The organism is Bradyrhizobium genosp. A (genome assembly GCF_049949275.1).
GTDB lineage: Bacteria > Pseudomonadota > Alphaproteobacteria > Rhizobiales > Xanthobacteraceae > Bradyrhizobium.
Genome location: NZ_CP188196.1, coordinates 459,934 through 483,912 on the forward strand (window position 1 = coordinate 459,934; position 23,979 = coordinate 483,912).

A 23,979-nucleotide genomic window follows, 5' to 3' on the forward strand; every position below is an offset into this window, starting at 1 on the left:
CATCGGCGCGCCCAGCCTTGCGAAACGGGGGCTGCGCGAAATTCGTCTATCCAGCCATTGCGGATGTGGCCGCTCCTATAAGGCAAGCCGGAGCGTTTGTCACCCGTCTGTCTTGTTTTTTGGCGTTTTTTGGCGTCCGGGCCGATTCGGGGCCTTGGGCGGGATTTGGGCCCATAAATCGGGCCGCCGGACCGCCGTCAGGGCCTCGGATTGCGCCCGCCGCCAGGCCGCGACCTTGGCATGGTCCCCGGAGGTCAGGATCTCCGGGATCGGAACCCCTTCGAACAGCTGTGGCCGGGTGTATTGGGGGTATTCGAGCAGGCCGTCCGAAAAACTCTCTTCAGTTCCAGAGGCTTCCTTGCCCATCACCCCCGGCAGCAGCCGAACGCAGGCGTCGATCAGCGCAAGAGCTGCGATTTCGCCCCCGGACAGCACGTAATCGCCAATCGAGATTTCCTCCAGGCCGCGCCCGTCGATCACCCGCTGGTCGATCCCTTCGAACCGCCCGCAGACGATCAGGGGGCCGGGGCCCTGGGCGAGCTCGGCGACACGAGCCTGGGTCAATGGCCGACCGCGCGGGCTCATCAGCAGTTTCGGGCGGTCCGGCCTGATCTCGGCGGCATCGATCGCCGCAGCGAGAACATCCGCCCGCAGCACCATGCCCGGGCCGCCGCCGGCGGGGGTGTCATCGACGCTGCGGTGGCGGTCCGTGGCGGAAGCCCTGATGTCCCTTGCCTCGATCTGCCAGAGGCCGGAGGCCAGCGCCCGGCCAGCGAGACTCACGCCGAGCGGCCCCGGAAACATCTCCGGAAATAGCGTGAGGACGGTCGCGCGCCAGGGTGAGGGGTTGGTCATGTCAGTCAGCTTAGCCAAAACCGCGGCCTGTGGTTATGGGTCCCCGCCTTCGCCGGAGGGATCGTCGCCCTCGATCTCCTGCGGCGTCGCGATCACGACGCGGCCGCCGGCGATATCGACCTCGGGCACCACTGCGTTGGTGAACGGCAGCAGCATCGTCGTGCCCTTGGGGGGCGCGATCTCGATGATGTCGCCGGCACCGAAATTATGGATTGCGAGCACGCGACCGAGCGCATCGCCATCAGCGGTGACGGCAGCGAGCCCGATCAGATCGGCGTGGTAATATTCGTCCTGATCGGTCGCGGGCAGCTTTTCGCGCGCGACGTAGAGTTCGATTCCGTTGAGGCGCTCGGCCTCATCGCGGGTCGTGACGCCCTTGAACGTCGCGACCAGATGATCCTTGGCTTCACGTGCCTGCGCCAACTCGAACTGGCGCTTGCCGTCCCTGGAGAGAAGCGGACCGTAGCGCTTCACGGCAAAGGGATCTTCGGTGAAGGTCCACAATTTGACCGCGCCGCGCACACCATGCGCGGCGCCGATCCGCGCGACGCAGATCAGCGCCGACATGGATGAGCCTTAGCCCTTCGCAGCTGCTTCGGCCTGCGCCTTGCGCTCCTTGCGCGGCACGGCCTTCTCGGGGTTGTTGCGCGCTTCGCGCTTCTTGACGCCGGCGGCGTCGAGGAAACGCGACACGCGGTCCGACGGCTGCGCGCCCTTGGCGAGCCAGGCCTTCACCTTGTCCATGTCGAGCTTCAGGCGGGTCTCGTTGTCCTTCGGCAGCAGCGGGTTGAAATAGCCGAGGCGCTCGATGAAGCGGCCATCCCGCGGGAAGCGCGAGTCGGCGACGACGACGTGATAGACGGGACGCTTCTTGGTGCCTGCGCGCGCGAGGCGGATAACGACGGACATTCAGTTCTCCTTCGAAGTACGGTTTGCAAAGTACGTTTTGTTCGGTTGATTGGTATTCCGCGTTGCGTGAGACCGATGCGATCCCTCGCGACGAATTCCTCATTTCTTCTTGCCGGGAAAGCCCCCGAGACCCGGCAGCGTCGGCTTGCCGCTCAGTCCGGTCAGTCCTGGAACGTTCGGCAGACCGGTGCGAAGACCGGCCGGCAAATCCTTCGGCAGGCTGGGCAGACCCTGTCCGCCGCCGCCCTGCATCTTCTCCTGCAGTGCCTTCATCTCGTCCGGAGACGGCATCTTCATGCCGCCGCCAAAGCCCATGGCCTGCGCGATGCCGGCAAGCGGGCCGCGCTTGCCCGAGCCCATGGCCTTCATCACGTCGGCCATGTTCCGGTGCATCTTCAGGAGCTTGTTGACCTGCTCGACGCTCTGGCCGGAGCCCGCGGCGATACGCTTCTTGCGGCTGGCCTTGAGCAGGTCGGGATGACGGCGCTCGTCCCGCGTCATGGAATCGATCACCGCGACCTGGCGCTTCAGGATCTTGTCGTCGATGCCGGCGGCCGCGATCTGGTTCTTCATCTTGGCGATGCCGGGCATCATGCCCATCAGGCCGCTGATGCCGCCCATACTGGCCATCTGCAGCAACTGCTCGCGCATGTCGTTCAGGTCGAACTGACCCTTGCGCATGCGCTCGGCGGTGCGCGCGGCCTTCTCGGCGTCGATATTGGCGGCAGCACGTTCGACCAGCGACACCACGTCGCCCATGCCAAGGATGCGGCCGGCGATACGATCGGGGTGGAAATCTTCCAGCGCATCGGTCTTTTCACCGGTGCCGATCAGCTTGATCGGCTTGCCGGTGACCGCGCGCATCGACAGCGCAGCGCCGCCGCGGCCGTCGCCGTCGACGCGCGTCAGCACGATGCCGGTGAGGCCGACGCGCTGATCGAACGCGCGCGCCAGATTCACCGCGTCCTGGCCGGTGAGCGAGTCCGCGACCAGCAGCACTTCATGCGGGTTCGCAGCCGCTTTGATCGCGGCTGCTTCCGCCATCATCTCTTCATCGAGCGTGGTGCGGCCGGCGGTATCGAGCAGCACGATGTCGTAGCCGCCGAGCTTGCCGGCTTCCAGCGCGCGCTTGGCGATTTGCGGCGGCTGCTGGCCGGCGACGATCGGCAGCGTCGGAATGTCGAGGTCGCGGCCGAGCACGGCCAGCTGCTCCATCGCCGCCGGACGATAGACGTCGAGCGAGGCCATCAGCACCTTGCGCTTGTCGCGCTGGACCAGGCGGCGGGCGAGCTTTGCAGTGGTGGTGGTCTTACCCGAGCCTTGCAGGCCGACCATCATGATCGGCACCGGCGGCACGGAATTGACGTCGATGGTCTGGCTTTCCGCGCCGAGCGTGTTGATCAGCTCGTCATGGACGATCTTGACCACCATCTGGCCGGGCGTCACCGACTTGACGACGGTGGCGCCGATTGCCTGTTCGCGGACGCGTTCGGTGAAGCTGCGCACGACCTCGAGCGCGACGTCGGCCTCGAGCAGCGCGCGGCGCACCTCGCGCATCGCGGCGTCGACGTCCTTCTCGGTCAGCGCACCGCGCCCCGTCAGACGATCGAGAATGCCGCCAAGCCGTTCCGACAGATTGTCGAACAATGCCGTTGTCCTGTTCTTGCCCTCACCCTGAGGAGCAGGCGAAGCCTGCGTCTCGAAGGGTGCCGTCGTGGTCTCATCCTTCGAGACGCCGCTTCGCGGCTCCTCAGGATGAGGATCTTCCAAACATCTTTACGCCCGAGGGCGCATCGCGCTGTCGGGCGTTGGCCTCTGGCCTCCAGGGCCAGTGGGCGGGTCGAAAAGAAAGCCTTTCCGAGAAGGTGGGCGGGTTAAACGCCGCTGGCGCCCGAAAGTCAAGGAAAGTTAGGGTGGCGGCAGCCGTTTTTGAAGGCAAGGCCTTGAAAATATGACATTTTCGACGATGGGTTCCTTTTCCGTTGGCTCCGCCCATATAGGCGGTGATGTCTTACCGTCTTAACCATCTCTAAGTCCGCACCGTGCCGATTAGCCGCCGCCGCATCATCGGACTCGTTGCCGGAGCAGGCACGCTGGTCGGCGTCCCGTCTCTCTGGATCTCCCGCATGAAAACCTATGACGGTCCCGTCTCCGACCATTTTAATGGCCTGCACTTCTTCGATCCGGACGGCTCGCCGCCAAAGTCGCTCCGCGAAGTGCTGCGCTGGCAATTCAGCGGCGGACGGGAGCGCGCGAAATGGCCGGATTGGGCCCCCAGCCCTCATGCCGATACCCCGCCGGCGCGCGTCGACGGCGGCAAGGTGCGGCTCTCCTTCGTCGGCCACGCCAGCTGGCTGATCCAGACCAGCGGCCTCAACATCCTCGTCGATCCCGTCTGGTCGATGCGGGTCTCGCCGGTGGGGTGGGCCGGACCGAAGCGGCACAACGATCCCGGCATCGCCTTCGAGAGGCTGCCGAAGATCGACGTCGTGCTGGTCTCGCACGGGCACTACGATCACCTCGACGTCGCGACGCTGTCGCGGCTCGCCAAGAATTTCGCGCCGCGCGTGGTCACCCCGTTCGGCAACGACGTCACGATGCGCAGCGCTGATTCCACAATCAAGGCGGAGGCATTCGACTGGCACGACCGCGTCGATCTCGGCGGCGGCATCGCCGTGCACCTTGTGCCCACGCGGCACTGGACGGCGCGCGGGCTCTCCGACCGCAACAAGGCGCTGTGGGCGAGCTTTGTGCTGGAGACCCCGGCCGGCAAGATCTACGTCGTCTGCGATTCCGGCTATGGCGATGGCGGGCACTTCCGCCGCGTCGCCGAGAAGCACGGGCCACTGCGTCTGGCGATCCTCCCCATCGGCGCCTACGAGCCGCGCTGGTTCATGCGTGACCAGCACATGAACCCGGAAGACGCGGTGAAGGCGCTAGATGATTGCGGCGCGCAACAGGCGCTTGGCCATCATCACGGCACGTTCCAGCTCACCGACGAAGCGATCGACGCGCCGGCCAAGGCGCTGGTCGAGGCGCTGGATGCGGCGAAGATTCCGCAGGAGCGGTTCGTGGCGATGAAACCGGGGCAGGTGGTGGAGATTTAAGTCTCTTCTCGCACACAGCTCGTGCCCCCGACGCAGCGCAGCGTCTCTTCGACGGTGCGCTGCAGAGCCGGGGCCCGTGTCGCCGTATTGCACCGTGTTGCTCGCTGGGTCCCGGCTCTGCGCAGCAACGCTCGCGCGTTGCAGCGCGTCCGGGACACGAGACCTACTGCTCCTTGGGCTTAATCGCCCAGCTCACATTCACCGTCACCGACAGCGTCTCCTCGCCGGGCGCAACGGCAGCCGGTGCTGCCATCGGCGCAGTAGCCATGCGGCCCTTGAACAAAGGCATCGGGGCGCCGCCTTCGGCGACGCTGAGCGGCGCTCCCAGCGTGACACCGGTCGCCTTGGCGTAAATCTCGGCCTTGCCGCGGGCGTCGGCGACGGCCTGCTCGCGGGCGTCGTCGAGCAGCTTTGAGGCCTGCGTCACTTCAAACGAGATGTTGCCGATATCATTCGCGCCGGCGCTGACCAGCGTGTCGATGATGCCGGCGACCTTGGTCACGTCCCGAATCTTCACCGTGACGCGATTGGAGGCGCGGAAGCTGACGATCGGCGAGGCGCCGTTCGAACGGTTCGGCGCATATTGCGGCTGCAGCGACAGGCGTGAGGTCTGGTAATCCTTCTCGGCGATGCCGGCGCCCTTCAGTGCCAGCAGCACCTTGCCCATCGCGGCGTTGTTGGCATCGGACGCTTCCTTCGCCGACTTGGCGTCACTGGCGACGCCGGCATCGATCTGGGCGAGATCGGGCGCCGCGGAAATCGTGGCTTCGCCGTTCACCGTAATGGCGGACGGAAAATCGTCGGCGAGCGCAGGAGCTGCCAGCATTGTGGCGGCGAAAATGGCGGCGAGGGCGACAGGCTTTTTCATCGGTCTCACTTCAGCGGCACGAACACGTTGATCACGAGCTTGTCCTCAGCCGTCTTCAGGGGATCGGTGAGGTACTCCTCGATGAACGTATCCTTGGCTTCCAGCTTCTTGTCGTCGAGGTGATTGGTGATCGCCTCATAGGTGTTGTCCATGTTGTCGTAGGAGCCGCGATGGACGAATTTCAGCGCCTTGCCCTCCGGCGATTTGCCGATGCTCATGTCCTTGGTCAGGTTCTTCGGATCCTGCTCGACCGGGATCTCGGCGAGGAAGGTGAAGCCGGTGTCGTCTGTGGAGGTGTAGACGATCATCGAATTGCCGGCGTGCGTGATGCCCTGCTTGTCGAGCAGCGCGTTCAACGCCTTGAAGGCGTCGACCAGGGTGTCGAAGGCCGAGTCCCAATTGGCGGTGCCCTTGACCATCACGACCTTCTTGGGCTCGAGCGTGGTCTCCTGGCCGAAGGGATCGGCGGTCTGGACCGGGGCGGGGCTGGCGGCCGCTGCAGGTGGCGGAGCCGCCGGGCTCGGTGAGGCGCTGGCCGCGGGGGATGGCGATGTTGCAGGCGTTGGCGAGGCACTGGCCGCCGGAGACGGCATTGCTCCCGGTGCGGGCGAAGCGCTAGCGGCCGGAGAGGGGGCGGCTGACGGGGCTGGCGAGGGACTTGCCGATGCGGCGGGCGCCGGGCTCGGGGTCTGCGCGAGGGCCCCGGACAGGCCAAGCGACAAGGCCGCTGCCGGGACCAGCGCAACCAGAGCAAAACGACGAAACCCAAACATTCTATTCTCCCCAATATCTTCCGTATCAAGGCCTTATCCACCAGGGGCCCAATCCGGTCGCGCATCCCGGTTCGCGCGAACTGCGCCGTTCTAACACGCGAGCGCCAAATTCGTCCCATGACAGATGCGTCATGGGTCCCCGCCAAATCTCTGGCCAAGCCGGCAAGGATCGCCATATAAGGCAGGCGAAATTCGGGAATTTTCATGAGCGCGCTGGCCAACCACGCATTTGCCAAGATGAACGGCATCGGCAACGAGATCGTCGTTGTCGACATGCGCGATTCCGCCGGCCGGATCACGTCGGCCGACGCCCGTGCGGTGGCCTCCGCGCACGGCGGCGTGCCCTATGACCAGCTCATGGTGCTGCAGAAGCCGCGGCTCGACGGCACCGAAGCCTTCATCAGCATCTACAACAATGACGGCTCGGAAGCCGGCGCCTGCGGCAACGGCATGCGGTGCGTGGTTCGCCGCATCTTCGAGAAGAGCGGCCAGACCACGGCGACGTTCGAGACCGCGGCCGGCCTGCTCAATGCCTGGCAGGGCCCAGCGCCCGATCTCTACACCGTCGACATGGGCGCGCCGAAGTTCGGATGGCAGGACATTCCGCTGGCGGAGGAGTTTCGCGACACCCGCTACATCGAACTGCAGATCGGGCCGATCGACAAGCCGATCCTGCATTCGCCCTCGGTGGTCAGCATGGGCAATCCGCACGCGATCTTCTGGGTCGACGACGTCAATGCCTATGATCTCGAGCGTTTTGGTCCGCTGCTGGAAAATCACCCGATCTTCCCCGACCGCGCCAACATCACGCTCGCCGATATTGCCGATCGTGAGCACATCACCATGCGCACCTGGGAGCGCGGCGCGGGTCTCACCAGGGCCTGCGGCTCTGCGGCTTGTGCGACCGCGGTTGCGGCTGCGCGCCTGAAGCGCACCGAGCGCAAGGTCGAGATGACGCTGCCCGGCGGCAAGCTCGGCATCGAATGGCGCGAGCGCGACGACCACGTGCTGATGACGGGCACGGCGACCTTCGAATATGAAGGCCATTTCGATCCGGCGCTGTTCGCGCCGGTCGGCTGATGGCCGTCGACATCGTCAGCTTCGGCTGCCGCCTCAACGCCTTCGAGGCCGAGGTGATCCGTCGCGAGGCGGAGGGCGCGGGCCTGTCCGATACCATCGTCATCAACAGCTGCGCCGTCACCAACGAGGCGGTGGCGCAGGCACGGCAGTCGATCCGCAAGTTGAAGCGTGAGCGGCCCGGTACGCGCATCGTCGTCACCGGCTGCGCGGCGCAGACGCAGAGCGGCATGTTCGCCGACATGCCCGAGGTCGATCGCGTCGTCGGCAATGACGACAAGATGCGCGGCGATGCGTGGCGCCAGGCGCGCGACGCCTTCGATATCGGCGCCAGCGAGAAGATCGCGGTGAGCGATATCATGGCCGTGAAGGAGATGGCCCCGCATCTGATCGACGGCTATGCGAGCGGCATGCCGCGCGTGTTCGTGCAGGTGCAGAACGGTTGCGACCATCGCTGCACCTTCTGCATCATCCCCTATGGCCGCGGCAATTCGCGCTCGGTGCCGATGGGCGCGGTGGTCGATCAGGTGCGGGCGCTGGTCGAGCGCGGCCATGCCGAGATCGTGCTCACCGGCGTCGATCTCACCAGCTACGGCGCCGATCTGCCGGGCGCGCCAAAACTCGGCCTGCTGACCAGGCAGATCCTGCGGCATGTGCCGGAGCTGAAGCGGCTGCGCATCTCCTCGATCGATTCGATCGAGGCGGATAGCGATCTGCTCGACGCCATCGCCGACGATTCGCGCCTGATGCCGCATCTTCATCTGTCGCTGCAATCCGGCGACGACATGATCTTGAAGCGCATGAAGCGGCGGCATTCGCGGCAGGATGCGATTGCGTTCTGCGACCAGGTGCGCCGCCTGCGCCCCGACATCGCCTTCGGCGCTGATATCATCGCGGGTTTTCCGACCGAGACGGATGAGATGTTCTCGCGCTCGCTCGATCTGGTCGAAGAGTGCGGCCTGACGTTTCTCCACGTCTTCCCGTATTCCCCACGCCCCGGCACGCCGGCCGCGCGGATGCCGCAGGTCGCGGGCGGTACGATCAAGGAACGCGCGAAGCGGCTGCGCGCAGCGGGCGAGGCAGCGTTGCGCCAGCGGCTGCAAGCCGAAATCGGCGCAACGCGCGATGTGCTGATCGAGAGCGAGGCGCAGGGGCGCACGGAGCACTATCTGCCGGTGGCGATTGCGGGCGAGCGCGTCGGCAGCGTCGTGCCGCGTATGATTGCCGGCAGTGATGGCGAGCGGCTGACCACATAGTCCGCCGCCTTCTTCCTTCTCCCCTTGTGGGAGAAGGTGGCGCGAAGCGCTGGATGAGGGGTTGCTTCAGCGAACTCGATTGCGAGAGGCTCACGCGCGGAGAGAGACCCCTCACCCGTCTCGCCGCTGTGCGGCGAGCCACCCTCTCCCACAGGGGGAGAGGGAAAACTACGACGCCCGCACCTGCCAGAAGCGCAGCGTGCGTCTGGCATTCTCCGGCGACATGCGCGCAAAATTGCTCTGCGCCCTCGCAACATCCGCCGGCTTCATCGCACCTGTCGCAAAACGGCTTTCGAGCACGGCGGCAGTCGTTTCCCAGCTCAGCTGTGCCGCCTTGCACGGCACCAGCAGACCGTCCTCGCGCAGGCTCTGCATCAGCGGACGAATCACCTCGACGGTCGATCCTGACAGCGCCGCCAGAGCGGCCACGGTCTCCTCATAGCGCCGCTGCCTGGCGAAGCCGAGCAGCGTCGCCTCATTGAGCTGGCCGGATGCCTTGAGATTTGCAATCGCCCGCTTGGCGCCCTCGAAATCGCGGACACCCGACATCTCGCGCTCGACGCCGACGGTGACGGCGGCAATCGCGCCCTGGATTTCATCGAACAGATCGGGCGGCGCGCGCGACAGCAATCGCGTGCGCACCGTGTCCGTCGCCGAACGCAGCAATTGGCGGCGCAGGTCCGACGGCAGGTCGACGCGGACGCCGACGCTGACGGCGAGCTCGGGATCGGACTCGGCCTGTCCGACGATGACGGCAAAGCCGTTACCCGAGACGCGCGCGCCGGGATTGGCGGCGATACGGCGGCTGACACTGGGATAGCGGCGCGCCAGCAACGCGTCGGTGACGATCTCCTTCAGCCACCAGCGGCCGGCGACCGCGAGCAGATGCGGCTCGCCTTTGGATGATGCGATCTTCACCAGCTCGCCATCGTCGAGGCGCGCGGATTCCTGCAGCACGGGACCAGCGATGCGGATCTCGTCGTTGTTGGCGAGGCGGCGGATGACGGAGGGCGGCGCCTGCGCGACCGGCGCAAGCTGGGCGCTGATTTCGGCGAGCGCAACGCGCGCGCCCATGTCGGCGATGGCGCGCAGCTCGATGGTGCCGATCAGGCGCTCGAGCACGTCATCGAACAATGCGATCTGCTCGTTGTCAAAACTGCCGGCGGAGGACAGGAACAGCTCGGTGACGCGCCGGGCCGTTTCCAGGCCCTTTTCGGCCGAGCCGAGTCGAATCGCGGATTCGACTTCGTCGATGATCGATAGTTCGGCTGTGGACATGACGCGTGGCTCGTCCTGAGCGGATGGCGGAAGCTTGTTCTAAGCAACCGCTATCATTAGCGACAAGCACTGAACGTTTCGTAAACCATGGCGCACTTCTCCTCATCCTGAGGAGCCCGCGAAGCGGGCGTCTCGAAGGATGGCCGCGGCATCCGGGCCTTCATGGTTCGAGACGCGCGTTCCGCGCTCCTCACCATGAGGGTCCGGCAGCGTTATTCCCCGTTCCAGCCGCAGGCGCGGAGCTTCTCATGCATGTGGGGTGGGGCCGGCGCGACCACGCGGACCGGCTCCTTGTTCCGGGAGATCGGCACCACGATCTCGCGGGAATGCAGGTGCAGCCGCGGCTCGCCGAAGCGCGGGCCGTTGCCGTAAATGTTATCGCCGAAAATCGGCCAGCCGGTCGCCGACGAATGAACCCGCAATTGATGGGTCCGGCCGGTGACCGGTTCCATGGCGAGCCAGGTCAGCCCGTCGCCGCGGCCCATCACCTTCCAGTTGGTGATCGCTTTCTGGCCCTCGGGGTCGGGCTTCTGCCACCAGCCACGCTCGGCATTGAGCCGGCCGAGCGGCATGTCGATCGTGCCTTCGTCCTCGGCAGGCCCGCCCTCGACCACGGTCCAGTAGGTTTTGCCGATCTTGCCGTGCTTGAACAGGAGGCCGAGCGATGCGGTTGCCTTCCGATGGCGGCCGAGCACGAGGCAGCCGGAGGTGTCCTTGTCCAGCCGGTGGGCGAGCACCGGCGGCCGCGGCAGGCCGAAACAGAGCGCGTTGAAGGAGGCCTCCAGATTGGCGCCGCCCTTGGGGCCGCGATGCACCGGCAGGCCGGAGGGCTTGTCGATCACCAGCATCAGGCCGTCGCGATGGAGCACGCGCGCCAAAATCTCTTCAGCGGTCAATTCGGGAACATCGAGCAATTGCAAGACTTTCGTTTAACAGCGGGAACGGCTAACACACCGCCACCATGAACGATACCACCCCCGAGACCCCCAAGCTGAGCTGGTGGCGCCGCCTGTCCAACGGGCTGAAGCGCACCTCGTCCTCGCTCGGGACCGCGGTCGCCGACCTCGTCACCAAGCGCAAGCTCGACCGCGCCATGCTCGACGACATCGAGGACGTGCTGCTGCGCGCCGATCTCGGTACCTCGGTCGCGGTGCGGATCGCGGACGCCGTCGGCACGGGACGCTACGACAAGGCGATCTCGGCCGACGAGGTCAAGGACGTGGTCGCGACCGAGGTCGAGAAAGTGCTGGCGCCGGTGGCGAAGCCGCTCGAGATCGATGCCGCGCACAAGCCGTTCGTGATCCTCGTGGTCGGCGTCAACGGCTCCGGCAAGACCACCACCATCGGCAAGCTGTCGCAAAAATTCGCGTCCGAAGGCCGCAAGGTGATGCTCGCTGCCGGGGATACGTTCCGCGCAGCAGCCATCGAGCAGCTCAAGGTCTGGGGCGAACGGACGAAGACGCCGGTCATATCAGGCGCACAGGGCTCGGACTCGGCGAGCCTCGCCTTCAACGCACTGACGGCGGCGAAGGAGCAGAACGTCGACGTGCTCCTGATCGACACCGCCGGCCGCCTGCAGAACAAGGCCGAGCTGATGAACGAGCTCGAGAAGGTCGTGCGCGTCATCCGGAAGGTGGACGCTTCGGCGCCGCATGCGGTGCTACTCGTATTAGATGCCACCGTCGGCCAGAACGCGCTGTCGCAGGTCGAGGCCTTCCATCGCACCGCAGGGGTGACGGGCCTGGTGATGACCAAGCTCGACGGCACCGCGCGCGGCGGCATTCTGGTGGCGCTCGCGGAAAAATTCAAACTGCCGGTGCATTTCATCGGCGTCGGCGAAGGCGTCGACGATCTCGCGCCGTTCACCGCGCGCGATTTCGCCCGTGCGATCGCCGGAATCGAAAGCTAGAGAATGGACAAGACCCAGCCGCATCCGCTGTTCAAGCTTGCGACCGAGCTCGGTCCGCTGCTCGTGTTCTTCTTCGTCAATGCGAAGTTCAATCTGTTCGCCGCGACCGGCGCCTTCATGGTCGCGATCGTGGCGGCGATGATCGCCTCCTATGTGGTGACGCGCCACATCCCGATCATGGCGATCGTGACAGGCGTGATCGTGCTGGTGTTCGGCACGCTGACGCTGGTGCTGCACGACGAGACCTTCATCAAGGTCAAGCCGACCATCATCTACGGCCTGTTCGCCGCGATCCTCGGCGGTGGCCTGTTGTTCGGCCGCTCCTTCATCGCCGTCATGTTCGACCAGATGTTCAATTTGACCCCGCAGGGCTGGCGCATCCTGACGCTGCGCTGGGCGTTATTCTTCGCCGGCATGGCGGTGCTGAACGAGATCGTCTGGCGCACCCAGAGCACGGACTTCTGGGTGAACTTCAAGGTGTTCGGTGTCACGCCGCTGACCATGATCTTCGCCATCGCCCAGATGCCGCTGACCAAGCGCTACGGTGTCGAGCCGGTGTCGCTGGAGACCAGCGAGGCGGAGGCGGGGGACGTCAGGAAAGGGTGACGCCAGCAGCCCGAAGCGCGATGACGATCTCGTCTCGCTTTAGCCGGACCAAGCGTATTCACGCTGACGTGCACTTCGCGCGTTCTTTTAATCGAAGCCGATCGGATCGAGCGACGAATCCGATAGGATTGTTCATTGCTCAGTAACTGCAAGCTGAGATTGTTGAGCTCTTTACCGTGCCGGAAAGGTCGCAGACGGATTGACCCGTACGCCCGAGGAGCATGGCATGCCGGAGGGCCCGGTGGTGAGCGCAAAACAGGACCACAACGCTGAACAGCTGATCCAGTACCTCCGGCAGCTCGCGCCGCAGGTCCGGGGCCGCCTGCTTGCCGAATTGGAACGGCTACATCTCCTCGGCGAGGACATTCCGCATTCCGAGCCATTGATCACGGCGCTGCGTGCCGAGTTTCGCGCCACGGGCCAGAATCATTATCGCATCGGAAATCCGTCACGCTACTTCTTCGAGCCGCTCGAACCGGTCCTGGTGGACAGAGCGCCGGAGCGGGCCAATAGCGGCCAGATCGCCCGTGGATCGCTCGCACCGATCTGGAGCCTTGTGACGGAGCAATTGCTGCGCAGCATGGCCGCCGACTACATCGCCAATGCGAAGAAAGTCATCTCTGCCGACAAGCAGCCCGAGGTGCGGCAGATGGCCCGAGCGTTCCAGAAGAAGGTCCTGATCTCCCTCAACGGCCAGCTTGGCTCTGCCGAGGGCGCTGCCAGCATTCGCGATGGGCTGATGGCCTATACCAGTTCGCATGCGACGTTCGACGACCTGAAGAAGATGCTGCGCTATCTCGATATGCAGCGGGAGCTCGAGGATTTCGGCCGTGCGCTTGCGCCGAAGATTGCGCGGCTCGAGGGCGCCAGCCTTGCCAGGGTCCTTAGCCTCTTGAGCGCGCTCAAGGCCAAGCGCGTCGATGCCGTGCCGTTTGCGCTCACGATCGTCACGAATCGTCTGGAAACCCCTTGGGAGCTGCTGTCCGTCGCGACTGTTCCGGCCGACGACCGGGCTGCGGCGAGGATTGCGGCGTCTCCCTTCGCGATTGCGGTTTCGATGGTGCTGGATCAGATCGAGGAAAAGCACCTCCTCTTGCTCTTTGCGCTCAGGAACAACCGTCCGGTGCGGGCGAAGGAGATCGTTGGCGAGATCTACCGGATCGAGAAGGCGCTGAGAACTCAGATCGAGCTCAAAGGGTCCGACTGGGCCCGGCACCTGGATGACCGGATGATAGCCGTCCAGGCCGCCATCAACGCGGAGATCGACAGCATTCCGGGTGATCACCGGCACTTGACGCACATTCTGGAATCGCCGCGGCTGCGCCCGGACCATTCCTTCAGCCACAAGGTCGGCCATATGTTCGAGAAGGGCTGGGATGTCGTGACCGGGTTGCTTGCAGGCAACACGGACACGACCAATCGTCGCGACAACGTTTCGTGAACTCAGTCCGCAGAGAAGCTGGTCCGCGTCAGCTTCCTGCTTTGAGCGCCCTGTCGAGTTCGGGCATGAGCACGGCTTTAAGATTGTCCGGCGTGATCGGGCCGACCAGCTTGTAGACGATGGTGCCTTCGCGGCCGACGACGAATGTCTCGGGCACGCCATAGACGCCCCACTCGATCGAGGCGCGGCCGTTGGCGTCGGTGCCGACGCGGCCGAACGGGTTGCCGTAGCGGCCGAGGAAGCGCCGCGCGTTGTCGGGCGCATCCTTGTAATTGATCCCGACGAGCTGGAAGCGCTTGTCCTTGGCAAGCTCAGTCAGCAGCGGCGCCTCGTCGTGACAGGGCACGCACCAGGAGGCCCAGACATTGACGAGGCTGACCTTGCCCTTGAACGCGGACGGATCGAAGCCCGGCACCTGTGCGCTGTCGGCCTGCAATCCCTCGAGCGGCGGCAGCGTGGTTTGCGGCGCGGGCCGGCCGATCAGCGCGGAGGGAATTCGCGAAGGATCGCCGCTGCCGAGCCGGAACCAGAACAGCACGGCAAGGGCGATGAAGGCGAGCAGCGGCAGCACCATCAGGAAGGTGCGGCGTTGCGGCGGTGCCGAGGTCGATTGCTCGTTCATGGTGTGTCCACAGCACTGCGGCCCGAGCGGCGCGTGACGCCGCCGCGGTCGAGCTCGCGCAGACGCTGCGTCTGGTTGCGATAGTCGAGCACGACCCAGCCGATCAGGATTGCGACCACGACGGCGGCGGCCGCATAGGACGTCACGATGAAGGATGCATAGGGACCAAGCGACATGATCACGCAACCCCTTTTGACGCGTTTTCGTCACGCGAACCGGTGCCCACTTCGCTTGAAAACGCTACGCGACTGGCTTGCATCATCTGCAGCGAGCGCACGCGCCGGCGCAAAATCTCGTTGCGCATCGCTGCTAAGTGAAGCGTGACGAACAGCAGCGTGAATGCGACCGCCATCACCAGCAGCGGGATCAGGAACGATTTGTCGAGCGTCGAGCCGCCCATCCGCATCACCGAGGCCGGCTGGTGCAGCGTGTTCCACCAGTCGACCGAGAATTTGATGATCGGAAGATTGATAGCGCCCACCAGCGTCAGCACGGCCGCGGCGCGTGCCGCGCGCGAGGGATCTTCCACCGCGCGCCACAGCGCCATCAGGCCGAGATACATCAGGAATAGGATCAGCACCGAGGTCAGCCGTGCGTCCCATTCCCAATAGGTGCCCCACATTGGCCGGCCCCACAGCGAGCCCGTGAGCAACGCCAGGAATGTGAAGCTCGCGCCGATCGGTGCGGCGGCTTTGGCGGCGACGTCGGCGAGCGGATGCCGCCACACCAGCGTGCCGAGCGAGGCGACGCTCATCACGCCCCAGACGAACATCGACAGCCACGCATTGGGCACGTGGATGAACATGATCTTCACGGTCGCGCCCTGCTGATAATCGTCGGGCGCGGTGGCGGATTGATAAAGGCCGATCGTGAGCAGGATGACGGTCGCGGCCGCGAGCCACGGCAGCACCCGCGCACTCAGCGCGAGGAACCTTGTGGGGTTGGCAAGGTCGATCAGCGACATCGTATCCTGATAATCACCGGGGGCTGCTCACGCAATCAGCATGAAAGCGCGCAGCGAAAGTTGATCGGGGTCAAGGTCAGTCCAGTCCATGTTTCAGGCTTGCGGCTGCCGCGAACGGGCCGATCACGAGGCTGACCAGCGACAGCGCGCAGAGGATCGAGAACGGCGCGCCGAATGACAATGGCCCGGTGATCGCGGCCTGCGAGGCCGCAACCCCGAAGATCAGCACCGGGATCGACAGCGGCAGCACCAGCACGGCCATCAACAGCCCGCCGCGATGCAGCGTCACCGCAAGCGCCGCGCCGATCATGCCTGTAAACGTCAGCGCCGGGGTGCCGGCGAGCAAGGTCAACGCCACCGCACCGGTTGCGACCATGTCGAGGTTGAGCAGCAGGCCCAGCACGGGAGTTGCGACGATCAGCGGCAGGCCCGCAGCCAGCCAATGCGCCAGCGCCTTGGCCGCGCACGCCAGTTCCAGCGGGGTCCGGCTCATCGTGATCAAATCGAGCGAGCCGTCCTCATGGTCGGCCATGAACAGCCGATCCAGCGTCAGCAGGCTGGCCAGCAGGGCTCCGAGCCAGAGGATGGCGGGCCCGAGCCGCGCGAGCTGCGCCAAGTCCGGCCCGACCGCGAACGGCATCAGCACCACCACGGTCAGGAAGAACAGCACGCCAATCAAGGCCCCGCCGCCGACGCGAAGCGCGATTCGGATGTCCCGGCGGATGAGAGCGGAGAGGGCGGTCATGGGGTGCTCCCCTCGTGCCCCAAGGGCACTGCGCTCCCTCCCCCCTTGCGGGGAAGGGCAGGGGAGGGGGGTAGCCCCGGGAGAGATGCCTTTGGAAGTTGGGAGGCCAGCAACAGAGCGCCTGCCCCTCCAACGCTAGAACCGAGAGAGCGAGTCGTGCGGCACCCCCCTCCCTGGCCCTCCCCCGCGAGGGGGGAGGGAACCGCGAGAGCCGAGCCCAGCCACTCGGAAAGCTGAGGGTCCGCGATCCTCATGCCGTCCCCCCGATCCGCAGCTCCCGCGATTCGATCCCGAGCGGGGCGTGGGTCGCCGCGATGATCAGGCCACCGCGCGCCAAATGGTCGCGCATCAGGACGCCGAACATGTCCTGGCCGGCGACATCCAGCGCATTGGTCGGCTCGTCCAGCAGCCAGACCGGGCGGCGGATCGTCAGCAGCCGGGCCAGCGACAGCCGGCGGCGCTGGCCGGCCGACAGGAAGGCCGCGGGCAGATGGGTGGCGTGGTCGAGGCCGACGGTGGCAAGGCTTTCAGCGGCGTCACAACGCTCGCCGCCGAGAAAATCAGCCCAGAATGACAGGTTTTCCGCCACGCTCAGCGCCGGCTTGAGGGCATCGCGATGGCCGAGATAATGGCATTGCTCGGGCAGCGTCATGTCGGCGTCGCCCCCGTTCAGTACGATTGTGCCGCCTGCCGGAATGAGCAGGCCGGCGATCAGCCGCAGCAGCGAGGTCTTGCCCGATCCGTTGCGGCCGACGACCGCCACGGCTTCGCCGGAGGCCGCCTCGAAATCGAGCCCGGAAAACACCTCGCGGCCGCCCCGCACGCAAATCACCCTGCGTCCGGACAGCTGCATCTGGCCTGGTACCAACCCGTTCAAAGCCGGGCCTCAGGAAATCTTGGGGTAGCGCATCAGAATTTTTGGCTCGCGACTTGCTGGGTTCGATTGTGGCTGTGGCGGCGCGGTTAGAAAGCTTCTATAAGCCCGGAACTACTTGATGCAGCAACTCAACCTGCCCCTGCAAGCGACCCCAGCCTGTTACGCTGACGGTGTTAAAATACCCTTTGCCGGGTATAACTAACAATTGGGATTTCCTACATGACCTCGCTCGACAGCTTCAAATGCAAAAAGACCCTCAAGGTCGGCGCTAAGACCTATGTCTATTACAGCCTGCCTACGGCCGAGAAGAATGGTCTGAAGGGAATTTCGAAACTCCCCTATTCGATGAAGGTCCTGCTCGAGAACCTCCTCCGCAACGAGGACGGCCGCTCGGTCAAGAAGGAAGACATCGTCGCGGTCTCGAAGTGGCTGCGCAAGAAGTCGCTGGAGCATGAGATCGCGTTCCGACCGGCGCGCGTGCTGATGCAGGACTTCACCGGCGTCCCCGCCGTCGTCGATCTCGCCGCGATGCGCAACGCGATGCAGAAGCTCGGCGGCGATGCCGAGAAGATCAACCCGCTGGTGCCGGTCGATCTCGTCATCGACCACTCCGTGATCGTGAACTTCTTCGGTGACAACAAGGCTTTCGGCAAGAACGTCGCCGAGGAATACAAGCAGAACCAGGAGCGCTACGAGTTCCTGAAGTGGGGTCAGAAGGCGTTCTCGAACTTCTCCGTCGTGCCGCCCGGCACCGGCATCTGCCACCAGGTCAATCTCGAATATCTCTCCCAGACGGTGTGGACCAAAAAGGAGAAGATGACGGTCGGCAAGAAGACCGGCACCTTCGAGGTCGCCTATCCCGACTCACTGGTCGGCACCGACTCCCACACCACCATGGTCAACGGCCTCGCCGTGCTCGGCTGGGGCGTCGGCGGCATCGAGGCGGAAGCCTGCATGCTCGGCCAGCCGCTGTCGATGCTGCTGCCCAACGTGGTCGGCTTCAAGCTGAAGGGCCAGCTCAAGGAAGGCGTCACCGCCACCGATCTCGTGCTGACCGTGACGCAGATGCTGCGCAAGCTCGGCGTGGTCGGCAAGTTTGTCGAGTTCTTCGGCCCCGGCCTGGACAACCTCTCCGTCGCCGACAAGGCGACCATCGGCAACATGGCGCCGGAATATGGCGCCACCTGCGGCTTCTTCCCGGTCGACGCTGCCGCGATCGACTACCTCAAGACCTCCGGTCGCGCCCCGGCGCGCGTCGCCCTGGTGCAGGCTTACGCCAAGGCGCAAGGCCTGTTCCGCACCGCCAAGTCGGCTGATCCGGTGTTCACGGAGACCCTGACCCTCGATCTCGCCGATGTCGTTCCGTCGATGGCCGGCCCGAAGCGTCCCGAAGGCCGGATCGCGCTGCCGTCGGTCGCCGAAGGTTTCTCGCTCGCGCTCAGCAGCGAGTACAAGAAGGCCGAGGAGCCGGCGAAGCGGTTCGAAGTCGAAGGCAAGAAGTTCGATCTCGGTCATGGCGACGTCGTGATCGCCGCCATCACCTCCTGCACCAATACCTCGAACCCGAGCGTCTTGATCGGCGCCGGCCTCCTAGCCCGTAACGCTGCGGCGAAGGGCCTCAAGGCAAAGCCGTGGGTGAAGACCTCGCTTGCCCCGGGCAGCCAGGTGGTCGCGGGCTATCTCGCCGATTCCGGTCTGCAGGCTGATCTCGACAAGGTCGGCTTCAACCTGGTCGGCTTCGGCTGCACCACCTGCATCGGCAATTCCGGTCCGCTGCCGGAGGAGATCTCGAAGTCGATCAACGACAACGGCATCGTCGCTGCTGCCGTGCTCTCCGGTAACCGCAACTTCGAAGGCCGCGTCTCGCCTGACGTGCAGGCGAACTATCTCGCCTCGCCGCCGCTGGTTGTCGCCCATGCGCTCGCCGGCAGCGTCACCAAGAACCTCGCCGTCGAGCCGCTCGGCGAAGGTAAGGACGGCAAGCCGGTGTACCTCAAGGACATCTGGCCGACGACGAAGGAGATCAACGCCTTCATGAAGAAGTTCGTGACCGCATCGATCTTCAAGAAGAAATATGCCGACGTGTTCAAGGGCGACACCAACTGGCGCAAGATCAAGACGGTCGAGAGCGAGACCTATCGCTGGAACATGTCTTCAACCTACGTGCAGAACCCGCCCTACTTCGACGGCATGAAGAAGGAGCCGGAGCCGGTCACCGACATCGTCGAGGCGCGCATCCTCGCCATGTTCGGCGACAAGATCACCACCGACCACATCTCGCCGGCCGGTTCGATCAAGCTCACCTCGCCTGCTGGCAAATATCTCAGCGAGCACCAGGTGCGTCCGGCCGACTTCAACCAGTACGGCACGCGTCGCGGCAATCATGAAGTCATGATGCGCGGCACCTTCGCCAACATCCGCATCAAGAACTTCATGCTGAAGGGCGCGGATGGAAATATCCCCGAGGGCGGTCTCACCAAGCACTGGCCCGATGGCGAGCAGATGTCGATCTACGATGCCGCGATGAAGTACCAGCAGGAGCAGGTGCCGCTGGTGGTGTTCGCCGGCGCCGAATACGGCAACGGCTCGTCGCGCGACTGGGCTGCGAAGGGCACCCGTCTGCTCGGCGTGCGCGCCGTGATCTGCCAGAGCTTCGAGCGCATCCATCGCTCCAACCTGGTCGGCATGGGCGTGCTGCCGCTGACCTTCGAGGACGGCGCATCGTGGTCGTCGCTCGGCCTGAAGGGCGACGAGAAGGTCACGCTGCGTGGCCTGGTCGGCGATCTCAAGCCGCGCCAGAAGCTGACCGCGGAGATCGTGTCCGGCGACGGTTCGTTGCAGCGCGTTTCGCTGCTTTGCCGCATCGATACGCTGGACGAGCTCGATTACTACCGGAACGGCGGCATTCTGCACTACGTGCTGCGCAAGCTCGCGGCCTAAGCGCGAATTTGTGAACGGTGGCTCACTGCGACGTGAGTAGAAGGTTAAACAAAGGCGGCCTATCACAGGGCCGCCTTTGTGCGTTAAGGCTTTGGATGGGCCCGTCCGGCAGAAATGCGTCTCGGACGGTTGAATGTGCTGCGCCCGTAAGACTACGGTGACCATCAGGCGATAAGATCCCCCTCAACGAATGATCAGGTGTGACGTTCGACATGACTGGAATGACGGCTTCTAATTTCGTTTCGCGCTGGTCCGGTGCATTCTGGTCGGGAACACTCGGCATCTGCGCGGTCGTCGCCGTGATCCGTCCCGCCGAGGCCGATCCCCGCGCCGTGGTCGAGCTCTTCACCTCCCAGGGCTGCTCCTCCTGCCCGCCGGCCGACAAAGTTATCGGCGACCTCGCCAAGGATCCGTCGATCATCGCGCTAAGTATGCCGATCGATTATTGGGATTATCTCGGCTGGAAGGACACGCTGGCAGATTCACGTTTCTCGGCGCGGCAGCGCGCCTATTCACGCATGCGCGGTGACCGCGAGGTTTACACGCCGCAGGTCGTGGTCAATGGCGCCGTGCATGTCATCGGCAGCGACCGGTCCGGCATCGAAAACGCAATCGGCAAGACGGACACGGGCACGGGCGTGATGAGCGTGCCGGTGACGATGTCGCTCGCGGGTAAGCAGATCAACGTGTCGGTCGCGGCGAGCAAGGAGCCGGCGATCTCGCATGGCGAGGTCTGGATCTGCTCGATTGCGAAATCGGTGCCGATCGAAATCAGCCGCGGCGAGAATCGCGGACAGCAGATCACCTACCACAACGTCGTGCGCAATCTGCTCAAGGTCGGTGACTGGAACGGACATCCGGAAAGCTGGACGGTACCGCTCGAGAACCTCACCTCTCGCGATGGCGTCGACGGCGCGGTGGTTTATATCCAGGACGGCAGCCGCGAGAAGCCGGGTGCGATGCTGGGTGCGGCGTACACGTCGCTGCACTGATTCTCTAACAGTACGCTCGCTCTATCTCCTCATGGTGAGGAGCGCGCCCTTGCGCGCGTCTCGAACCATGCAGGCCCGCGCTGCTGCGTCGGGGCCTCGATCCTTCGGGACGCCGGTTCGCGACTCTTCAGAATGAGCAGAGGGAATATTTCGCGCGAATGTTCGGAGAGAAGTTCGCCGCGGCAGCAACACCCCGACACAAACAAAAAAGGACCAACTTGCGTTGGCCCTCCTTGTCGTGCGTACAGACCCGATCCTGTTCGACCCCGGGGGGCTGGGGGCTGAGGAATCCGGAACCGAAAGGACCGGGTCAACGCACACAGGTCTTTTCGCAGTGCAGGGCGGCGGGCGGTTGGCGGAAAAGCGGCGATCCTGTGATTCCTGCTAACGATCCCGTGACGGTTTGTCGCTGAGAAGTTCCACCGTTGCATGTGTCATGATTCGCAACCCGTTGGCGAGGTGAACCGCGGTTCCTTCGGGGGCACTCCAAGAGCCTCTTGCGGCGGGGAACAGTTGGCGCAATCATGCAATTGTCATGATCCGCGGCTCCGGGGACGGTCTTCGCGGAGGCGGGTCGTGCCGATGCGACAGGAGGCGCTGCATGAGTTTGACGCCGGAGGATGCCGATCCGAGCGAGCAGCGCGCAGTGGCGCGCCCCGCCGCTGCGAATGCCCAACTGAGCCGGGTGACGTTCAACCGGCTCGAGCTGAACCGAATTCTCAACCTCTATGGCCGCATGGTCGCCGACGGCGCGTGGCGCGACTATGCCATCGACTTTCTGAAGGACCGCGCGGTGTTCTCGGTCTATCGTCGCGCCTCCGAAGTGCCGATCTACCGCATCGAGAAAGATCCGCGGCTGGCCCGCAAGCAAGGCATGTACAGCGTGATCTCGGCGACCGGCCTGATCCTGCGCCGCGGCCACGAGCTCGACAGCGTGCTGCTGGTGATCGACCGGAAACTGGCGGTGGTGTAGCAACCATCGTTCGTCATTCCGGGGCGCGACGAAGTCGCGAGCCCGGAATCCATTCATCCACCGTCTGTGCCGTTCAATGGATTCCGGGCTCGCGCTCGCGCGCCCCGGAATGACGAGTGCAGTTACGTCCCCGGCACCGTGCTCGCGCCCTCGCCGAGGTCGCGCTGCATCATCACCGTATCCAGCCAGCGGCCGAATTTCAGGCCGACATTCGGATGCGTGCCGATCATCTTGAAGCCGCGCCGGCTGTGCACGCCGATCGAGCCGGCATTGGCGGAATCGCCAATCACCGCGATCATCTGGCGGAAGCCGCGTGCCTCGCATTCGGTGATCAGCCGCTCCAGCAGCAGCGAGCCGATGCCGCGGCGGTGGAAGGCGGGATCGAGATAGATCGAGTTCTCGACCGTGAAGCGATAGGCCGGGCGGGGCCGGTAGGCGCCGGCATAGGCGTAGCCGCCGACGCGGCCGTCGAGCATGGCGACGAAATAGGGATAGCCGCCGTCGACCAGCGCGCGGTAGCGGCGCGTCATCTCGGCGAGGTCGGGCGGCTCGATCTCGAACGTCGCGGTGCCCTCGCGGACGGCCTGCTGATAGATGGAGGTGATGGCGGGGAGGTCGGCCTCAAGGGCGGGCCTGATTTCGGGTGCGGACATGGGGGAAGATTAGAGGCTTCGCGCGGCGGCTGGAAGAGGCAACGATGCTTCCACATACTCCGTCATTGCGAGGAGCCCTTGCGACGAAGCAATCCAGGCTATCCCCGTGGAGGCAGTCTGGATTGCTTCGCTTCGCTCGCAATGACGGAGTGTGAGGAGACACCAGTGCCAAACAAAAACCCCGGCCTCACGGCCGGGGTTCGTGTCCGTTCTCTCCGGTCTGGCGCTTAGTCGCGCTGGCCGAGAAGCTGCAGCAGCAGCGTGAACAGGTTGATGAAGTTCAGGTACAGCGACAGCGCACCCGAGATCGCCGCACGCTCGGCGATGTCACCGCCGGCCGACGCGTAGCCGTAGATGTAGTCGTTCTTCAGCCGCTGGGTGTCCCAGGCGGTGAGGCCCGCGAACACCAGCACGCCGACCACCGAGACGATGAACTGCAGCGCGGTGCTGGCCAGGAACAGGTTCACCAGGCTCGCGATGATGATACCGATCAGGCCCATGAACAGAAACGAGCCCATGCCGCTCATGTCACGCTTGGTGGTGTAGCCGTAGAGGCTCAGCGCGCCGAAGGTGGCCGCGGTGATGAAGAACACCCGCACGATCGAGGTGTGCGTGTACACCAGGAAGATCGAGGACAGCGAGATGCCCATCAGCGCCGAGAACACCCAGAACAGGATCTGGGCGGTCGAAGGGGCGAGACGGTTGATGCCGGCCGAGATCACGAACACCATGGCGAGCGGCGCCAGCATGAACAGATATTTCAGCGGGCTCACGAACATCGCGTAGCCGAACGGCGTCAGGAACAGCTTGCCGACGCGGACCGCTTCCGCGGTCGGAACGTCAGTCACGGCAGCCATGTAAACGCCGAGCGCGGCCAGGCCGGTGATAGCCAGGCCAATGCTCATGTAATTGTAGATGCGCAGCATGTAGGCGCGCAGACCGGCGTCGACCGTCGCGGCGTCAACACGCCCGGCGGCCCGGCCGAAAGGAGAAGCGTAATTGCGGTCTAGGTCCGACATGGTCGAATTCCCGTTGGTTGCCCGGTCCGGCACGAGGGTTGCCATGCCGCCGGTTCGTCAAATTCTATCTCGGATACCGATGTCTGCCGACATTAATTTTGGCTAACAATCGGGG

The 23,979-nt window shown here is 64.8% G+C and carries 24 protein-coding genes; 9 read left to right on the forward strand and 15 right to left on the reverse strand.

Annotation, left to right across the window (positions count from 1 at the left end; translation table 11 throughout):
* Positions 1–99 precede the first annotated feature (99 nt).
* The 4 genes from trmD to ffh all read right to left on the reverse strand — a co-directional run bounded on the left by trmD (position 100) and on the right by ffh (position 3,411).
* Positions 100–855 (reverse strand): tRNA (guanosine(37)-N1)-methyltransferase TrmD, encoded by a 756-nt coding sequence (gene trmD, locus ACP2YP_RS02125; protein WP_426422001.1) that lies wholly within the window; start codon positions 853–855, stop codon positions 100–102.
* Between the two features lie 33 nt (positions 856–888).
* Complete coding sequence (gene rimM, locus ACP2YP_RS02130; RefSeq protein WP_426422002.1) at positions 889–1,422, reverse strand: ribosome maturation factor RimM; 534 nt, start codon at positions 1,420–1,422, stop codon at positions 889–891.
* A gap of 9 nt (positions 1,423–1,431) precedes the next feature.
* Positions 1,432–1,764 carry a 30S ribosomal protein S16 gene (gene rpsP / locus ACP2YP_RS02135; RefSeq protein ID WP_014438992.1) on the reverse strand — a complete coding sequence of 111 codons (333 nt, stop codon included), beginning with the start codon at positions 1,762–1,764 and terminating at the stop codon, positions 1,432–1,434.
* A 99-nt stretch (positions 1,765–1,863) separates the two neighbouring features.
* The gene (ffh, locus tag ACP2YP_RS02140; RefSeq protein WP_426426450.1) at positions 1,864–3,411 is read right to left on the reverse strand and encodes a signal recognition particle protein; all 1,548 of its coding nucleotides are present in this window, start codon (positions 3,409–3,411) and stop codon (positions 1,864–1,866) included.
* A gap of 395 nt (positions 3,412–3,806) precedes the next feature.
* On the opposite strand from ffh, the gene ACP2YP_RS02145 reads away from it, so the two are divergent.
* The gene (locus ACP2YP_RS02145; protein WP_426422003.1) at positions 3,807–4,871 is read left to right on the forward strand and encodes an MBL fold metallo-hydrolase; all 1,065 of its coding nucleotides are present in this window, start codon (positions 3,807–3,809) and stop codon (positions 4,869–4,871) included.
* A 163-nt stretch (positions 4,872–5,034) separates the two neighbouring features.
* Here ACP2YP_RS02145 and ACP2YP_RS02150 read toward each other — a convergent pair whose 3' ends face one another.
* The gene (locus tag ACP2YP_RS02150; RefSeq protein WP_426422004.1) at positions 5,035–5,739 is read right to left on the reverse strand and encodes an SIMPL domain-containing protein; all 705 of its coding nucleotides are present in this window, start codon (positions 5,737–5,739) and stop codon (positions 5,035–5,037) included.
* A 5-nt stretch (positions 5,740–5,744) separates the two neighbouring features.
* On the reverse strand, positions 5,745–6,512 hold the full coding sequence (locus tag ACP2YP_RS02155; RefSeq protein ID WP_426422005.1) for a GyrI-like domain-containing protein: 768 nt from the start codon (positions 6,510–6,512) through the stop codon (positions 5,745–5,747).
* Positions 6,513–6,716: 204 nt separating this feature from the next.
* Between ACP2YP_RS02155 and dapF the strand changes: the two genes are divergently transcribed.
* Positions 6,717–7,592, forward strand: a complete 876-nt coding sequence (gene dapF, locus ACP2YP_RS02160) for a diaminopimelate epimerase (protein ID WP_426422006.1) — start codon at positions 6,717–6,719, stop codon at positions 7,590–7,592.
* Entirely contained in the window at positions 7,592–8,845 is a 1,254-nt protein-coding gene (mtaB, locus tag ACP2YP_RS02165; RefSeq protein WP_426422007.1) for a tRNA (N(6)-L-threonylcarbamoyladenosine(37)-C(2))-methylthiotransferase MtaB, read from the forward strand. The genes dapF and mtaB overlap by 1 nt, the downstream gene beginning before the upstream one ends.
* A 168-nt stretch (positions 8,846–9,013) precedes the next feature.
* Here mtaB and ACP2YP_RS02170 read toward each other — a convergent pair whose 3' ends face one another.
* The gene (locus ACP2YP_RS02170) at positions 9,014–10,123 is read right to left on the reverse strand and encodes a DUF2336 domain-containing protein (RefSeq protein WP_426422008.1); all 1,110 of its coding nucleotides are present in this window, start codon (positions 10,121–10,123) and stop codon (positions 9,014–9,016) included.
* Between the two features lie 212 nt (positions 10,124–10,335).
* Positions 10,336–11,037 carry an RluA family pseudouridine synthase gene (locus tag ACP2YP_RS02175; protein ID WP_426422009.1) on the reverse strand — a complete coding sequence of 234 codons (702 nt, stop codon included), beginning with the start codon at positions 11,035–11,037 and terminating at the stop codon, positions 10,336–10,338.
* A gap of 47 nt (positions 11,038–11,084) precedes the next feature.
* Between ACP2YP_RS02175 and ftsY the strand changes: the two genes are divergently transcribed.
* The 3 genes from ftsY (at position 11,085) to ACP2YP_RS02190 (ending at position 14,079) form a co-directional block, all read left to right on the forward strand.
* Positions 11,085–12,032 carry a signal recognition particle-docking protein FtsY gene (ftsY, locus tag ACP2YP_RS02180; RefSeq protein WP_426422010.1) on the forward strand — a complete coding sequence of 316 codons (948 nt, stop codon included), beginning with the start codon at positions 11,085–11,087 and terminating at the stop codon, positions 12,030–12,032.
* Between the two features lie 3 nt (positions 12,033–12,035).
* On the forward strand, positions 12,036–12,638 hold the full coding sequence (locus ACP2YP_RS02185; RefSeq protein WP_148778471.1) for a septation protein A: 603 nt from the start codon (positions 12,036–12,038) through the stop codon (positions 12,636–12,638).
* Between the two features lie 226 nt (positions 12,639–12,864).
* Complete coding sequence (locus ACP2YP_RS02190) at positions 12,865–14,079, forward strand: hypothetical protein (RefSeq protein WP_426422011.1); 1,215 nt, start codon at positions 12,865–12,867, stop codon at positions 14,077–14,079.
* Positions 14,080–14,107: 28 nt separating this feature from the next.
* Here ACP2YP_RS02190 and ACP2YP_RS02195 read toward each other — a convergent pair whose 3' ends face one another.
* From ACP2YP_RS02195 to ccmA, 5 genes are all read right to left on the reverse strand, one after another.
* Positions 14,108–14,701, reverse strand: coding sequence for a DsbE family thiol:disulfide interchange protein (locus ACP2YP_RS02195; RefSeq protein WP_426422012.1), 594 nt, complete (start codon positions 14,699–14,701; stop codon positions 14,108–14,110).
* Positions 14,698–14,883, reverse strand: coding sequence for a heme exporter protein CcmD (ccmD, locus tag ACP2YP_RS02200; RefSeq protein ID WP_426422013.1), 186 nt, complete (start codon positions 14,881–14,883; stop codon positions 14,698–14,700). Before ccmD ends, ACP2YP_RS02195 begins: the two co-directional genes overlap by 4 nt.
* Complete coding sequence (locus ACP2YP_RS02205) at positions 14,880–15,665, reverse strand: heme ABC transporter permease (RefSeq protein ID WP_426422014.1); 786 nt, start codon at positions 15,663–15,665, stop codon at positions 14,880–14,882. Before ACP2YP_RS02205 ends, ccmD begins: the two co-directional genes overlap by 4 nt.
* Positions 15,666–15,741: 76 nt before the next feature.
* The gene (ccmB, locus tag ACP2YP_RS02210; RefSeq protein WP_426422015.1) at positions 15,742–16,410 is read right to left on the reverse strand and encodes a heme exporter protein CcmB; all 669 of its coding nucleotides are present in this window, start codon (positions 16,408–16,410) and stop codon (positions 15,742–15,744) included.
* A 250-nt stretch (positions 16,411–16,660) separates the two neighbouring features.
* Positions 16,661–17,263 (reverse strand): heme ABC exporter ATP-binding protein CcmA, encoded by a 603-nt coding sequence (ccmA, locus tag ACP2YP_RS02215; RefSeq protein ID WP_426422016.1) that lies wholly within the window; start codon positions 17,261–17,263, stop codon positions 16,661–16,663.
* 243 nt (positions 17,264–17,506) lie between these two features.
* Here ccmA and acnA point away from each other — a divergent pair, with 243 nt between their 5' ends.
* The 3 genes from acnA (at position 17,507) to ACP2YP_RS02230 (ending at position 22,192) form a co-directional block, all read left to right on the forward strand.
* The gene (gene acnA / locus ACP2YP_RS02220) at positions 17,507–20,227 is read left to right on the forward strand and encodes an aconitate hydratase AcnA (RefSeq protein ID WP_426422017.1); all 2,721 of its coding nucleotides are present in this window, start codon (positions 17,507–17,509) and stop codon (positions 20,225–20,227) included.
* A gap of 212 nt (positions 20,228–20,439) precedes the next feature.
* Positions 20,440–21,219 (forward strand): DUF1223 domain-containing protein, encoded by a 780-nt coding sequence (locus ACP2YP_RS02225; RefSeq protein ID WP_426422018.1) that lies wholly within the window; start codon positions 20,440–20,442, stop codon positions 21,217–21,219.
* 601 nt (positions 21,220–21,820) lie between these two features.
* A complete protein-coding gene (locus ACP2YP_RS02230) occupies positions 21,821–22,192 on the forward strand; it encodes a DUF2794 domain-containing protein (RefSeq protein WP_426422019.1) in 372 nt (123 codons plus the stop codon).
* A gap of 122 nt (positions 22,193–22,314) precedes the next feature.
* On the opposite strand, the gene ACP2YP_RS02235 is transcribed toward ACP2YP_RS02230, so the two are convergent.
* Both ACP2YP_RS02235 and ACP2YP_RS02240 read right to left on the reverse strand, forming a co-directional pair.
* Positions 22,315–22,845 carry an N-acetyltransferase family protein gene (locus ACP2YP_RS02235; RefSeq protein ID WP_426422020.1) on the reverse strand — a complete coding sequence of 177 codons (531 nt, stop codon included), beginning with the start codon at positions 22,843–22,845 and terminating at the stop codon, positions 22,315–22,317.
* 227 nt (positions 22,846–23,072) lie between these two features.
* Entirely contained in the window at positions 23,073–23,864 is a 792-nt protein-coding gene (locus ACP2YP_RS02240; RefSeq protein ID WP_092233985.1) for a Bax inhibitor-1/YccA family protein, read from the reverse strand.
* Between the last annotated feature and the right edge of the window lie 115 nt (positions 23,865–23,979).